The 14,516-nt window shown below is 57.4% G+C and carries 15 protein-coding genes; 8 read left to right on the forward strand and 7 right to left on the reverse strand.

The features are described 5' to 3' along the window. Positions 1 to 20 precede the first annotated feature (20 nt). The 3 genes from AC33YF_RS05405 to AC33YF_RS05415 form a co-directional block, all read right to left on the reverse strand. A complete protein-coding gene (locus AC33YF_RS05405; protein WP_491776181.1) occupies positions 21 to 500 on the reverse strand; it encodes an Lrp/AsnC family transcriptional regulator in 480 nt (159 codons plus the stop codon). A gap of 112 nt (positions 501 to 612) precedes the next feature. Next, complete coding sequence (locus AC33YF_RS05410; protein ID WP_491776196.1) at positions 613 to 1,224, reverse strand: uracil-DNA glycosylase family protein; 612 nt, start codon at positions 1,222 to 1,224, stop codon at positions 613 to 615. Between the two features lie 51 nt (positions 1,225 to 1,275). Then, the gene (locus AC33YF_RS05415; protein ID WP_491776182.1) at positions 1,276 to 2,019 is read right to left on the reverse strand and encodes an MBL fold metallo-hydrolase; all 744 of its coding nucleotides are present in this window, start codon (positions 2,017 to 2,019) and stop codon (positions 1,276 to 1,278) included. Between the two features lie 267 nt (positions 2,020 to 2,286). On the opposite strand from AC33YF_RS05415, the gene AC33YF_RS05420 reads away from it, so the two are divergent. From AC33YF_RS05420 to AC33YF_RS05450, 7 genes are all read left to right on the forward strand, one after another. Beyond that, positions 2,287 to 3,813, forward strand: coding sequence for a sensor histidine kinase (locus AC33YF_RS05420; protein WP_491776183.1), 1,527 nt, complete (start codon positions 2,287 to 2,289; stop codon positions 3,811 to 3,813). Positions 3,814 to 3,901: 88 nt separating this feature from the next. Further along, positions 3,902 to 4,096, forward strand: a complete 195-nt coding sequence (locus tag AC33YF_RS05425; protein WP_491776184.1) for a DUF1289 domain-containing protein — start codon at positions 3,902 to 3,904, stop codon at positions 4,094 to 4,096. After that, entirely contained in the window at positions 4,093 to 4,794 is a 702-nt protein-coding gene (locus AC33YF_RS05430; RefSeq protein ID WP_491776185.1) for a retropepsin-like aspartic protease family protein, read from the forward strand. The genes AC33YF_RS05425 and AC33YF_RS05430 overlap by 4 nt, the downstream gene beginning before the upstream one ends. A 198-nt stretch (positions 4,795 to 4,992) precedes the next feature. After that, entirely contained in the window at positions 4,993 to 6,495 is a 1,503-nt protein-coding gene (locus AC33YF_RS05435) for a phosphomannomutase/phosphoglucomutase (protein ID WP_491776186.1), read from the forward strand. Positions 6,496 to 6,579: 84 nt separating this feature from the next. Continuing rightward, positions 6,580 to 7,203 carry a methyltransferase family protein gene (locus tag AC33YF_RS05440; protein WP_491776187.1) on the forward strand — a complete coding sequence of 208 codons (624 nt, stop codon included), beginning with the start codon at positions 6,580 to 6,582 and terminating at the stop codon, positions 7,201 to 7,203. 254 nt (positions 7,204 to 7,457) lie between these two features. After that, on the forward strand, positions 7,458 to 8,396 hold the full coding sequence (locus tag AC33YF_RS05445) for a LysR substrate-binding domain-containing protein (RefSeq protein ID WP_491776188.1): 939 nt from the start codon (positions 7,458 to 7,460) through the stop codon (positions 8,394 to 8,396). Positions 8,397 to 8,429: 33 nt separating this feature from the next. Further along, on the forward strand, positions 8,430 to 9,437 hold the full coding sequence (locus tag AC33YF_RS05450; protein WP_491776189.1) for a TerC family protein: 1,008 nt from the start codon (positions 8,430 to 8,432) through the stop codon (positions 9,435 to 9,437). A gap of 23 nt (positions 9,438 to 9,460) precedes the next feature. Here the strand turns inward: AC33YF_RS05450 and dusA are convergent, their stop codons facing one another. The 4 genes from dusA to AC33YF_RS05470 all read right to left on the reverse strand — a co-directional run bounded on the left by dusA (position 9,461) and on the right by AC33YF_RS05470 (position 13,067). Then, complete coding sequence (dusA, locus tag AC33YF_RS05455; RefSeq protein WP_491776190.1) at positions 9,461 to 10,474, reverse strand: tRNA dihydrouridine(20/20a) synthase DusA; 1,014 nt, start codon at positions 10,472 to 10,474, stop codon at positions 9,461 to 9,463. A gap of 115 nt (positions 10,475 to 10,589) precedes the next feature. Continuing rightward, the gene (gene arsH, locus AC33YF_RS05460) at positions 10,590 to 11,318 is read right to left on the reverse strand and encodes an arsenical resistance protein ArsH (protein WP_491776191.1); all 729 of its coding nucleotides are present in this window, start codon (positions 11,316 to 11,318) and stop codon (positions 10,590 to 10,592) included. Positions 11,319 to 11,321: 3 nt separating this feature from the next. Beyond that, a complete protein-coding gene (arsC, locus tag AC33YF_RS05465; RefSeq protein WP_491776192.1) occupies positions 11,322 to 11,732 on the reverse strand; it encodes an arsenate reductase (glutaredoxin) in 411 nt (136 codons plus the stop codon). A 414-nt stretch (positions 11,733 to 12,146) separates the two neighbouring features. Beyond that, complete coding sequence (locus AC33YF_RS05470) at positions 12,147 to 13,067, reverse strand: c-type cytochrome (protein ID WP_491776193.1); 921 nt, start codon at positions 13,065 to 13,067, stop codon at positions 12,147 to 12,149. A gap of 156 nt (positions 13,068 to 13,223) precedes the next feature. On the opposite strand from AC33YF_RS05470, the gene AC33YF_RS05475 reads away from it, so the two are divergent. Then, positions 13,224 to 14,516: HAD-IC family P-type ATPase (locus AC33YF_RS05475; protein ID WP_491776194.1), on the forward strand; the 1,293-nt coding region annotated here is incomplete at its 3' end.

The following is a 14,516-nucleotide window of genomic DNA, read 5'->3' on the forward strand; positions in this document are numbered from 1 at the left end:
CCACATAGCTCAGACGCAAATCATGTACGCCCCTCTTCGGCGGCGTAGCTGAGCGGCAAGGCCGTCGTGAACTTGATCTGCTCCATGGCAAAGGCCGAGCTCACATCAGTGAGCTCGATTTTGGCGATGAGCCGCTTGTAAAACGAGTCGTAGCGTTCAATGTCGGGAACCACCACACGCAACAAGTAGTCGATCTGGCCACTCATACGGTAGAACTCGACGACCTCCGGGAAATCCGAAAGCGCCGCGTGAAAGCGTTCAAGCCAGTCCTTGGTGTGATTACTGGTGGAGATAAAGACGAACACGGTCACGCCGGCGTTGACCTGCTTGGGATTGAGAAGCGCCACACGACGTTCGATGACGCCTTGCTCTTCCAACTTTTGGATCCGCCGCCAGCATGGGGTTGTGGAGAGCCCGATCCGCTTCCCGATCTCAGCGACCGGTAAGGTGCAATCTTCCTGCAAGATTTCTAGGATCTTGCGGTCCATCCGATCCAACATGTGACCCGTCCGAGAAACTTGCAGCGGTTACCGCCCCGATGGGAACATTGTTCTAAAATTCGGCCTCGTGGGCTGAGAGACTAGATAATTGTTCCAAATCTCACAAGCTGAGTCACACCACTTTGCGCACCTCCCGGCGTAGCACCGGGAGCAACTCGTCTTCGAACCAGGGATTTTTGTTAAGCCATGCATTGTTCCGCCAAGACGGATGCGGCAACGGGAAAACGCGTGGTGTCCGACGCTCCTGAAGATGTGTCCGCCAGGCGAGCATCGTGTCTCGCAACGTCTTCCCCCTATTGTCCCCTAGATGAAATGCTTGGGCGTAGGCTCCAACCGCGAGGATCAACTCGACATTCGGCAACGCCGCAAAGAGGTCGCGATGCCAAAGTCTGGCGCATTCTCGCCGAGGCGGCAGGTCCCCGCCTTTCGAGTCGAGGCCAGGGAAGCAGAAGCCCATAGGGACAATGGCGACCCGGGCCTCATCGTAAAAGGTCTCTGACGTCATATGCAGCCAAGACCGCAGACGATCGCCGGAGGGATCCGTGAAGGGCATCCCGGATAGGTGCACCCGGATTCCTGGCGCCTGACCGCAAATTGCGAGGCGCGCGGTTGTGCTGGCTCGGAGCACGGGGCGAGGCTCGTGAGGCAACGGCCGACCACTGGGCGTGTCCACGCAAACACGGCATTGCCGAATTGCACTCAACATCGCGTTGAGGTCGGACATAGGACCCTGCCGATTGCGTTTCACGAACCCAGCCACGAATGGCGTTGACAACTAGAGATCGATCCTCATGCCGTCTTCAGCAAGCTCATAGCGCGTGCGGTCGACCTCCGAGAGCTCATCGAGCATCTCCCGCCCCATGTGAGTCAACAAGACCCGCTTAGCCAAGAAGCGATCGTAGTTGGCCTCGATCGTCTTGTAGTCGAGATGCATCGGCATTTTGTGATCGTACTGGAAGCATTCGGAAATGAATAAGTCCGCACCCTCAGACACAGTCGGCAGAACATCGACCCAACCGGTATCGCCAGTGAACGAGACGACCTTGCCGTCAATATCAAAACGCATGGCGTAAGGCGGTGCACCGGAAGGATGGTGGACTTCGAAGGGCGTTACAGAGACACCATTCAATTCGAGAAGCGCTTGCTCTTTGTGTTCGACAAATTCGAGATCGAAGTCGACACCGGTCTCCAAGGTGCCGGGATAAACTGCCTCGGTTAGCTCCGCGAAGCGGGCCTCGATCGTCTTAGGACCTACGATCACAAGGGGCCGCTGGCGTAGACCCACGTACTTCGCGTGAATCAGAAGCCAAGGCAGACCGCCCATGTGATCGCCGTGCAGATGCGACACGAACACCGCATCGATATCGTTTGGCGACAAGCCGACCCTGCCAAGGCCGATCAGCGTTGTCGCGCCACAATCGATGAGAAAAGAAGATGTTTCGGAACGGACGAAAAACGCAGTTTGCAGCCGATTTCCGGCGCCAAAAGCGTCGCCGCATCCGACCACAGTCAGTTGCATGGTACTTCCATTTATTTCCCCCCTGCCCGAGCAATAGGCTCGGGACTCATGTGGTCTCTCGATGTTTGACTTCAAGAGCAGTGTCAGGCCGGAGCGAGAGTAAACGCCTCATTAGGGTTTTCTCTGGATACTTCTTGTTAAGCCTAAATTTGGGGGTCGGGCTTGTCGTTGTCGCGCATCCGCTCGCACCCCGCACAGTGTTCTTTGTCTGCAGTCAGGGTACGGGTTCCATAAAAGATGTTGAGTGGTGCTCCGGCAGAAACCCCTGTGGCAGACACAGGCACGAGAAGCCCACAAGCGCGACGCGCGTTCCGCAGCGTCCAAGATCCACCAGACAGGCTCACCTACAAATCACCCACGAAGTCAGCGTTCAATTACGAACTGCTGACGATGTTCGTCAAAAACGAGCTGTCGGCCGCCATCACAACACCGCTGCTCGCCGTTGTCGTCGCGATGGGCGCCATGTTTTGGTCTCCGCCACACGAGCTACTCATCTGGCTGTGCGGTATCTTCGTGACCAAAGGCATCCTCATTGCGGTTTGCCGTCAATTCGCCAAGGTGCCGCGCGAACAGGCCGACGTCGAGGTGTGGCAGCGTAAGATCACGTCAGCCGAGTTCCTCTACGGACTTACTTGGGCGTCAGTTCTCTTCATCAGCCCACTGAGGGATGAAGTCGCTGGCTATACATTCATCTTCGCGGCGCTGCTTGTTGTCATCTCAATGCGGATGCTCTTCGCCTCGACCGCGATGCCTATCGTATATGCAGGCACCCTGCCGATAACCACTGCGATTGTGATCCGCTTTGTACTGCTCAACGATCCGTTCTATTGGGCTATGGCAATCATGGCCGTGGCTGTGCATCTCTACTTTGTTTGGCTGATGCACGGCTTCAGCACCACAGTGCTGTCCATGCTTGAGTTTCGCGCGGAAAAGGACGCGTTGATTGGAGAACTTGAACAGTCGAAATCCATTTCGGATCAAGCGCGACTCCGGGCAGAAGAGGCAAATCTGGCCAAGTCGCGTTTCTTGGCAACCATGAGCCACGAATTGAGAACACCTCTCAACGCTATTCTCGGTTTCTCCGAAATCATGCGCGACGAGGCTTTTGGTGCTCATGCCAACCCAACCTATAAAGAATATGCGAGAGACATCCATAATAGCGGCAAGCACCTTCTGACTCTGATCGACGAGATTCTTGACATCAGCCGTATTGAGGCCGGGCGCTACGAGCTTCACGATGCCTCTGTGTCGCTCACAGATATCGCGGACGACTGTCATCGCCTGATGCGCGTCCGGGCAGAAAACAAGGGTCTGGAGATTCGCCAAGCCTTTGAGGACAACCTTCCGAATGTGTGGGCCGACGAACGTGCCTTGCGACAAATTTGCCTTAACCTCCTCTCCAACGCGATCAAGTTCACGCCACCTAAAGGCACGATCACGCTCACGACGGCACGAACCGAAGATGGCGGGATCGCTCTGACGATCAAGGACACCGGCCCAGGCATCCCGGGCGATGAGATCCCCCGCGTGCTGAGTAGCTTCGGCCAAGGCTCCTTAGCCCATGAGACGGCCGAGGGGGGTACCGGCCTTGGACTTCCGATCACGAAGGGCTTGATCGAGCTACACGGCGGCAGCTTCGAGCTCAATAGCGAGCTTCGTTGTGGAACGGAAGTCACCATCACGCTTCCGCCCGCACGCGTCATGGAGGACCTCTCCGACGCGACCGAACCCGGCGAAACGGGGCGGGATCGTACTGCCCCAACGCGGGCCAAACGAAGGGCGCATGCGGTCTAAGACACCCACGCGGCCGAACGGCACTCATTGCCCTGCCCTATCCTAGTGATTTAATAAGTGAGGAGAAATCCCAACAAGAGAGGGTCTTTTGGATTCGCCTTGCGTCAATATTTGCATGATCGACGACTTGTCGGGCCTTTGCGTCGGCTGTGGCCGAAGCGGCGACGAAATCGCCGGCTGGATCGATATGAGTCCGACAGAGCGCCGTTCCATTATGGCTGCGCTGCCCGGACGGCTGCTTGAACTCGAGCGCGAGAGCGGGGCTGGCGGGGCCAAATCATGACCACTTGGGTGGCCCTGTTCGTATTGGCGCTCGGGGGCATGCTTCTTGTCGGCAACGATTCTGGGATGATCGCAGGCGTCGACGAGACCACCTTCGGCTATGGGGTGTTCCTCGTTGCGCTGCTGATCTACCTCGGCGGAAGCGTACTTGGTCGCTACGGCGGTGGCGCAGCGACAATTGCCCGCGACGCAGTCACTTGGCTGGCGATCGGGCTCGGGCTCGTAACGATCTATGCCTACAAAGACGAACTCACACCCATCGCCTCGCGCGTGGCGGGTGAGCTTTTGCCTGGCACCATCATGACCGTTGAGACGAGCACTGGCGGGCTCACGGAAATTAAGCTCAGAAAGCGGCTCAACGGCCATTTCACGGCGAATGTGGCAGTCAACGGCAAGCCGGTCTCGATGCTCGTGGACACCGGCGCCTCGTCGATTGTCCTGAGACCCGAGGATGCCCGCGCAGCAGGGATCAATGTCGAGGAGATGACCTTTCGAGTGCCAGTCTTGACAGCCAATGGTCGAACGATGGCAGCACGCGTTTGGCTCGACGACGTCTCTATCGGCCCGCTGGACCGCTCAAGGGTCGAGGCTCTCATTGCTCAGCCGGGGGCGCTCTCGCAAAGTCTCCTCGGTATGAGTTTCTTGAGCCGCCTACGTTCCTATGAATTCTCCGGAGACTACCTGACATTGCGCGGCTGACATGCGCCGCAAAAACATGGGTCACGCGCCGCACTGCGCGGTCTGCGCGTGGGACGCTTCAAGTTGAGGGAAGCCACGGCCGCTGGCCCGTTAGACCATCAGGGCTAGTGGACGCACTAGAAACTCTGCTATGGGCTTCCTCCGTCCGGCCCGGTCTTCAAATCCGAGCCACTGAACCATCGTTCGCGAGGAGACAGTATGTTCCCGAAGCCACGCCAAGACCTCGTTCCAAATACCGCTGCCTTTGAGCGGCTACCCCTCGTCAAGGCGACGGGCTTTCGCGAATACGATGCGCGCTGGCTTTATCCGGACGAAATTAACCTACTCGGCGTGGAAGCAGTTGGCCTTGGCCTGTCAACGCTAATGCGCGAACGCGGCGTGCCTATGCGGATCGTTGTTGGCCATGACTTCCGGTCTTATTCCTCGGCCATCAAGGCAGCGCTCACGACGGGCTTGCTGGCGGGTGGGGCGGAAGTTCACGACATCGGCCTTGCTTTGTCGCCGATGGCGTATTTCGCGCAGTTTGATCTCGACGTGGAATGCGTTGCAATGGTCACGGCCAGCCACAATGACAATGGCTGGACAGGCATCAAGATGGGGATAGATCGCCCTCTAACATTCTCACCCGATGAGATGAGCCGCCTCAAAGAGATCGTCATGAACGCAGACTTCAGCGACGACCAAGGCGGCGGCCGATTTATCTATGTCCCCGATCTGCCAGAACGCTACATGGCCGATCTGCTGAAACACCCAAAATACGAGCGCAAGATGAAGGTTGTCGTGTCTTGCGGAAACGGCACGGCCGCGGCGTTCGCGCCCCATGTTCTCGCAGAACTTGGCTGCGAGGTGGTTCCGCTCAATTGTGAGCTCGATCATAGCTTTCCGGCACACAACCCAAACCCTGAAGACTTGGCCATGCTGAACGCGACTCGAGATGCGGTCGTGGAGCACAACGCCGATCTTGCTCTCGTCTTCGATGGCGATGGAGACCGGTGCGGAGTCGTCGACAATACGGGCAACGCAATCTTCGCCGACAAGGTCGGTGTTATGCTCGCGCGGGATATATCGGCGCTCTATAAGGACGCCCATTTCGTTGTTGACGTAAAATCTACCGGCCTTTTCCAAACAGACCCTGTTCTAGCTGAGAACGGCGCGCACACCGCCTATTGGAAGACCGGCCACTCCTACATTAAGCGGTATAGCCACGAGAATGGCGCCTTGGTTGGCTTTGAGAAGTCGGGACACTTCTTCTTCAACAAGCCGATAGGGCGTGGCTACGACGACGGGCTCGTCTCAGCCATAGCGGTGCTCGACATGTTGGAGCGCAATCCCACGAAGACACTTGCCGAACTCAAGGACGCTCTGCCGCGGACCTGGCAGTCTCCGACCATGTCGCCGCACTGCGCCGACGAAACCAAGTATGGCGTCGTCGATGAAGTCGTTAAGCACTTTGAGGGAGTAGCGGAGCGGGGCGAAACGCTAGCTGGGCAGCAAATCCGTGAGCTGATTACGGTGAACGGCATCCGTATTGTGCTTGAAGATGGCACCTGGGGGCTTGTACGCGCCTCATCAAACAAGCCGGAACTCGTGGTCGTGGTCGAAAGCCCCACATCTGAGGCCAATATGCGGGCCATTTTTGCGGTAATTGACGAAGAACTCGCCAAGCATCCCGAAGTTGGCGAGTATAACCAGAAGATCTAGAAAACTGCTGCGCGACAACGCAACAAAACCGTTAGCGTAGTGTCGCAAATCTGCAATTCGAGTCTGGTCTGGTCCGCGATTGACATGGCTGATTTCAGTTACACACACGCCGTTTTCGTGGCGGGTCTCATCGTCGGCATCACGCTGAACGCACTGATGCTGCGGACCTTGTTCTTTCCGCCGTTCCGCATTTGGCCGACGCCCGGTCCCGGGACATGGCAAAGTGTAACGTTCTGGACATTGTTCCGCGCCGGCATGGTTCTAACATTCGTCATGGCGATTTTGGATTGGAATAGCGCTGGCCTGGTCGACCTTAGTCGTCTCATCATTGGCCTTCCGCTGTTCCTTGTTGGTTTCGGCATCACGGTATTCGGCTACTTCAACCTCGGCCTCGGCAACACCTATTGCGGGGAAGACGGCCTCGTGAGCCACGGCCTCTACCGGTTCAGCCGGAACCCTCAATATGCGTCATCGATCTTGGGCCTGATCGGAACGGTGATCATGGCCGACTCTTGGCTCACCGTCCCCTTGGCGTTCTCGGCGAGCTGCGTCTACGTGCTGATGGCACTGACCGAAGAACAATGGCTTGAGGACCGGTACGGCGCGACATACCTCGAGTACAAGAATCGCACGGCGCGATTCTTCGATTTGCAGGGCTTCCTGCAGTACCTGGTAGGAAAGACGCAACCCTCTCGGCGCACAGGCTAGTCCATCTTCGTGAAATAAGGCGGCCCCGGTTCTTCCAAAGGGACGCCCTGTCGCTCCCTTAACTACGCCGGGATCTGGCTGGAAAGCGCATTCCGAACAGCCGCTGCCGCGTTTCCCATCACGTCGACGTGAACAATCTTCAATTGTATTGATGTTCAGCCATAGGAAGCGCGCACCGACCCGATAAAAATTTCCTATGATAGTTGCATAGGAAAAGCAGTACCCTACATGAGCGTATGGAAGGGGATCGTGCCATGCCCACACTGAGACAATTAGAGTATTTGGTCGCTGTGGCTGACAGCCGTCACTTTGGACGGGCTGCAGAACGGGTGAATGTCACACAACCTACGTTAAGTGAACAGCTTCGGACGTTGGAGCAGCGCTTAGGCGTGGAGCTCGTCGAACGGTCTCGCTCGAACGTCGTGGTCACGCCCCTCGGTTTTGAGGTCGTCGAGATCGCGCGACGTATGCTTCGGGACGCCCAGCGCATTGTGGACGTGACCGGACACGTTGGTGCTGGAATTGCTGGCGTCATTCGCCTGGGGCTGCCGCCTACGATTGGGCCGTACCTCTTGCCGCGTGTAATGCCCAGCCTTCACGCCACCTATCCCAAACTAAAGCTCTACGTGCGCGAAGAACTGCCTCACGCTTTGCCCCGCGAGTTGGCTGAGGGTATTCACGACGTGATCATCGCGCCGCTCCCTGTAAATCAGGGCGGATTGAAGGATGCCGTACTGTTTGAGGAGCCGCTCTACCTCGCCGTCCCGACCGACCATGAGTTGGCGGAACGGGCCAGTATCAAGCCATCCGACCTTGAAGGCGTGGATCTGCTTGCCTTGGGCCCTGGGCACCAGCTCCGGGACTTGGTCGTCAATCTGGCCGCTGAGTGCGGCGCCAACCTGCGCTACGACTATGAAGGTACCAGTCTCGATACGCTGCGCGAAATGATGGCCACGGGACTTGGTGTGAGCCTAATGCCTGGACTCTATGCCCGTAGCGTCGTCAGCAAAGATCCACGCTTCAAGACTTTCGATATCGGAACGCGTGGGCTGAGCAGAACAATTGGCATGATTTGGCGCAAGACAAAAAGCGCGCAACATAATTTCGACAATCTCGCCGTATTGATCCGGGACCTCGTAAGAGGTGAATTTGGCTCCAACCGTGCTAAGACACACGCGGAGCCAGTCGCCTAGCGGCGAAATCACGACTTTCCGGAGTTTCACTTAATGGACTTCATCGACACCCTGGTCATGGGTAAGCCCGTGTGGATGTGGGCTGTCTTCATGACCATCGTGGTCGTCCTGCTCGCACTCGATCTGGGCCTATTTCATCGGAAGTCTCGTGAAATCGGCGTCAGGGAAAGTCTGGTTCTCAGTGCGTTCTACATTGCGATTGGCCTAGGGTTCGGTGCATGGGTCTGGGTCAATGTGGGCCCGACAAGCGGCAAGGAGTATCTCACCGGTTTTCTTGTCGAGAAGACGTTGTCTATGGACAACATCTTCGTTATCTCGCTTGTCTTCTCTTACTTCGGCATCCCTCGGATCTACCAGCACCGCGTGCTGTTCTACGGCATTCTCGGTGTGATCGTGCTGCGTGGCATTGTGATTGCGTTGGGAGCATGGCTCGTGGCCAGTTTCCATTGGGTCCTCTACATCTTCGCGCTCTTGCTCATCTTCACCGGGGTCAAGATGCTGCTCCCCGGCGACGACGAACCGGATATCAAGGACAACCTGGCTCTGAAGATCATGCGGCGCTTCCTGCGCATCACGCCGAAGCTATACGGGCAACGCTTCTTCATCCGTGCGCCAGACGAAAAGATCGGGAAAATTGTTACTTGGGTCACGCCACTCTTTGTGGCCATGATCTTGATCGAGATCGTCGACGTGATCTTCGCACTCGACAGCATCCCCGCCATCTTCGCGATCACCACGGATACGTTCGTCGTCTACACGTCCAATATCTTTGCCATTCTTGGCCTTCGCGCACTCTATTTCGCGCTCGCAGCCATCATTGACCGGTTTGCCTATCTGAAACCCGCGTTGGCAATGATCCTCGTGTTCATTGGTTCCAAGATCTTTGTCGCCGATCTCTTGGGAATGGAGAAGTTTCCAGCAGCGGTGTCGCTAAGCGTCACCGTGTCATTGATCGTCGGCGGCGTTCTTTACTCGCTTTGGAAAACCCAGCGGGACCCGGCTCCTGAAGAGCAAGACGAGAAGGTACAGAACGCAAAATAACGTTTATCGAGGTTGACCGCGCTCTATGCCGCAGTTCGGTTCTCGGCAAATTGATGGTCCGCCGGCACGACGCTCACGATGTCTTGAGCACGCCGAAGCACTTCGATACCAGCTCCAGGCAAATGCGCATTCTCGGCGATGTTCCGCCGAAAGGCCCGCGCTCGTGGCTGACCGTGGAATAGACCGAGAATATGACGAGTCATCGCGGTGAGGCGTGCGCCGCGGTCAAGCTCACTCTCCACGTAGTCAGTATAGCGATCGAGCACCTCAAGGCGCGTAAGCGGCGGCTCAGCTTCGCCATAGAGCATTTGGTCTACACCTGACAAAAGATACGGATCCGCATACACCGCCCGGCCCAACATCACACCGTCGACGTGAACAAGATGCGGCGCGGCGTGGGGCAGCGATGCAAGACCGCCATTCATTACAATCGCCAGTTCACTACGGCGAGTCTTCAGGCGATGGACGCGGTCATAATCGAGCGGCGGAACCTCGCGGTTTTCTTTTGGGCTAAGTCCCTTGAGCCAAGCCTTGCGTGCATGCACGATGAACATCATGCAACCAGCATCCGCTACAGTGTCCACAAAATGATCAAGGCTCTCCTCAATATCTTGATCGTCGATACCGATCCGACATTTGACCGTAACGGGAACGCTGACAGCATCGGCCATGGCCCGGACGCAGTCCGCCACCAAGGCCGGCTCGGCCATGAGGCAAGCTCCAAAGCGGCCGGACTGAACGCGGTCCGAAGGGCAGCCAACGTTCAAGTTGATCTCGTCATAGCCCCATTCGGCGCCGATCCGGGCGGCCTCTGCTAGGCGTGCGGGATCGCAACCGCCCAGCTGCAGGCCGACGGGGTGTTCTGCCGCGTTGAAACCAAGCACGCGAACACGGTCGCCATGGAGCACCGCATCGGCGGTGACCATCTCGGTATAGAGAAAGGCACGCGCTGATATGAGCCGCAAAAAGGTGCGGCAGTGTCGGTCGGTCCATTCCATCATTGGCGCGACGCAGAAACGGTGCGAATTTGGTTTCAAAGACTTACGCTCACTTGTCGGAAAGACAGGCTCTAAGTGGTGATGCAGTGCGGCAATCGCAAGGCAGCAATTGGCCGTCGAAAGGGCATCTACACAAGCCCACGCAAAGAAGTTGTTAAAGGCTCCGCTGATTCACGCGCCTTGAAAGTGCTTCAGCGCTTTCGACACGCTCGGAGTAGCGATCGACCAGCGGCTCCGAGCGACTACGAACCATGTAGGTAAACTTCACGAGTTCTTCGATGACATCGACCATACGATTGTAATACGCGGATGGTTTCATGCGATCGTTGTCGTCGAACTCAAGAAAGGCCTTTGCCACCGAAGACTGGTTCGGAATCGTTACCATACGCATCCATCGCCCGAGGACACGCATTTGGTTGACCGTGTTGAAACTCTGCGAACCACCACAGACTTGCATCACAGCGAGCGTTTTGCCTTGAGTGGGTCGAACCGCTCCCAGCGCCAAGGGGATCCAATCGATCTGCGCCTTCATGATGCCAGTCATCGCGCCGTGACGTTCCGGCGAAACCCAGACCATCCCCTCCGACCAAGCCGCAAGTTCGCGCAGTTCCTGGACTTTGGGATGGTCTATCTCTTCGGAGTCCGGCAACGGCAAACCGCTCGGGTCGAAAACACGAGTCTCGCAGCTGTGCCATTTCAGTAAGCGTTCGGCTTCGAGAGCCAAAAGTTTTGAAAACGACCTCTCTCGAAGCGAACCGTAGAGTATGAGAATGCGCGGAGGGTGAAGAGGATCGTCCGTACCCGCGTAGTACTCTGCATTCACTGGCTGCATATGCGCGAAGTCGACGTTCGGAAGGTCATGACAGTCCTGGCTCTTTGCCAATGCCTACGCCCTCCCCGTATCAATCATCTCACCGTCTTCTTTTGTGAAAATGCCGAAGTGTGGTTTTTCAAGGAGCTCCAAAACAACTTCGCTCGGCCGGCATAGACGGATACCTTTCGGCGTAACCACGATTGGCCGATTGACGAGAATCGGGTGCTCCAACATCGCATCCAGCAGCGTCTCGTCGGATACAGAAGGGTCAGTTAGCCCAAGCTCCTCGGCAGGCGACTTGCTTGTCCGCAAAGCCAAGCGCGGCGTAAGTTTGGCCCCTGCGAACAGGGCAAGCAATTGCGGCCGTGTCCATCCGGTCTCTAAATACTCAATGACATGCATATCTTCACCCGAGGCCTCGATCATCTTCAGGGTATTACGGGACGTACCGCAATTTGGGTTGTGATGGATAACAGCAGTCACTTTTCTTTTCCTCCGCACTCGCTAATGATCTTAATCGGGGTGATCGAGTGGCGTTTCGCTATGTCCCCGCAGAACGCCGCGATCAAACAACCACTTGGGCCTCGAACAACTTCGAAGCATTTCTGCTTTCGCAACCATTGAATATCAAAGCCGTGCGCACGCGCTCACCCGGATTGGCCAATATTGGGTCCTGCCGTGCGTTCGGTGCCTCTACAGTCTCCCGCGCCTACATACACCGAAGCCAGTCCGAGATCAGGAAACAAAACAATTCGACCGACGCCTCCCGGCCAGGTGCCGAGCCCACCGAGAGAGGGCTATTTCAATTCTATATATCGAGAATAATGGAACTATTACGTAATACAAGGCTGCGCCGAGTAGGCGGGCCGAACGCGATACAGAACTGCCGTGCGTTGCCTAGGGCCCCGCATTGGCGGGCCGCGGCGTCCGGTCGGGAACGAACTCTTGTACCGGTGGCCCGCCAGCAGCATCCGGTGGCGGTGAGACCGGGAGTTCTTCAATGACCATTGGTTCGGCGGGTCCTTGAGCGGGTGCAATGGGCCTTGGGTGCACGATCATGTAAGCGGCAACGTCCCAGGCTTCTTGGACACTCAAGACAGGATTCTCGTGGTCTACGCCGATAGGCATGTTCGCGCGGATGTATGAGGCCGCGTAAGCGATCTGGCCCATTCCCGCACCGCCGTTGAAGCTCGCCTCCCCCCAAAGTGGCGGTACATAATAGCCAATCTCTGGGGGCAACTTCCGCGCGCCTTCCCCATTTTGGCCATGGCAGCTCTGGCAGTGCTGCGCATAGACCGTAACACCGCGCCGTGCGCTTGGGAGTTCGCTGGGCAGCGCGATAGGCATCAGTCCCGAGCCCGGCAATCTAACACCCTCCGGCGTATCCTTGCCGAGGAACTCGATATAGGCGATCAACGCTGCCATCTCGCGACCGTCTTCAGGCAATGGCTTGCCATTCAGCCCGAGCCTCACACACGAATTTATACGGTCGTGCAGCGCGATAGCACGATTGTCCACGAGCATCGGAAATGACGCGGCCGTCGAGACGAATGGGGCAGCGAAGGGACGCAGCCCTCCGTTCAAGTGACAGTTCTGACAAGATAAGTTGTTGCCGCCATAAGCAAGTGCGGGGTTTTGCGCGCCCTTACCGATCAATCGAGGCGTATCCTCCACGAGATCCCGACCGTATCTGATTAAGTCGGTCTTGGGGCCCGGCGGCAACTCGGCGATCTTTTCGGGAACGTTTGAAGGGTAACGCGCCGTAGTACCGCTTTCCGATAACAAGTATCCTGCACCCACGCCCGCGACTGCAGCCAATGCAATGCATAATTCCCAAGCAACTGTTTTCAACCCGGATGGTCCCCTATCACCCTACATAGCGCGTATGACACCCGCTGCTTCGTTCCGCAGATGCGGTTACGCGTACACACGAATATATGAGCCTGACGCGATCACGATCTTGCAAACATGACAGTGAAAAAGCTGACAATTTCAAAGACTGCTCACAACCACGCTGACTGCACGACCGAAGACCTGCAGGCCAGCGATGATGCGAAGCATGAGGGCAAAGACTATCACTTCTCGTCAGACGCGTGCCCTGAGAAATCTGAAGCGAAACCAAAATCCGATCGACACGCTCTCCTTGTGTCTGACCGGGCACCCGCCAGCGTGCTCTACACATGCCCCATGCACCCAGAGATTGTCCAAGAGGGTCCGGGCGTATGCCCCATATGCGGTATGGCGCTAGAGCCAATGGGCATTCCGGAGGAAGACGCACCCAATCCGGAACTCGTGGACTTCACCCGACGCTTCTGGGTGGCCGCACCGCTTGCGCTCGTCATAGCCGTGATCGAAATGAGCGGACATCTGTTCGGACTCAACCTTCTGCCTTTCCTTTCGCCCAGTGCCAAGCAATGGCTGCTGCTCGTATTCGCTACGCCAGTCGTGCTGTGGTGCGGTTGGCCCTTCTTCAGCCGAGGCGCACACTCCGTGCGTACGGGCAACCTGAATATGTTCACCCTGATCGGTCTGGGGACGGGTGCCGCCTATATTTATAGCGTCGTCGGAACAATCGCGCCGGGTCTCTTCCCGGCGACCATGCTGGATGCTCACGGACTGGTGCCCGTTTACTTCGAAGCGGCGGCGGTCATTATTGCTCTGGTGCTGCTAGGACAAGTTCTGGAGCTGCGTGCCCGGGAAAAGACGGGCGGCGCAATCCGGGCCCTGCTCGACCTGGCACCCAAGACAGCGCTGCGCCTGCGCCCTGATGGCGAGACCGAGACCGTGCCGCTTGGCGATGTAGAGGTCGGCGACGTGCTACGCGTCCGTCCTGGCGATCAGGTGCCAATCGATGGGACCGTTGTCGACGGTCGTAGTCAGGTCGACGAGTCGATGCTGACGGGTGAACCTATTCCCGTGGCTAAATCGCAGAAGGATACGGTCACGGGCGGTACGCTGAACGGCACGGGCTCCTTCGACATGCGCGTGGACCGGACCGGCGCCGAGACGACGCTGTCTCAGGTCGTGAACATGGTCGCGGAGGCGCAGCGCTCCCGTGCTCCTATCCAACGTCTCGCGGACAACGTTGCCGGCTACTTCGTCCCAGCGGTCATCGCAATTGCTGTTCTTGCCTTCGTCGCCTGGCTGCTTGTTGGCCCGGCGCCGCAGCTCGCCTATGCACTCGTGGCTGCGGTCAGTGTGCTGATTATCGCATGTCCGTGCGCGCTTGGACTTGCGACCCCGATTTCGATCATGGTAGCGACCGGG

Source organism: Methyloceanibacter sp., from assembly GCF_058506495.1.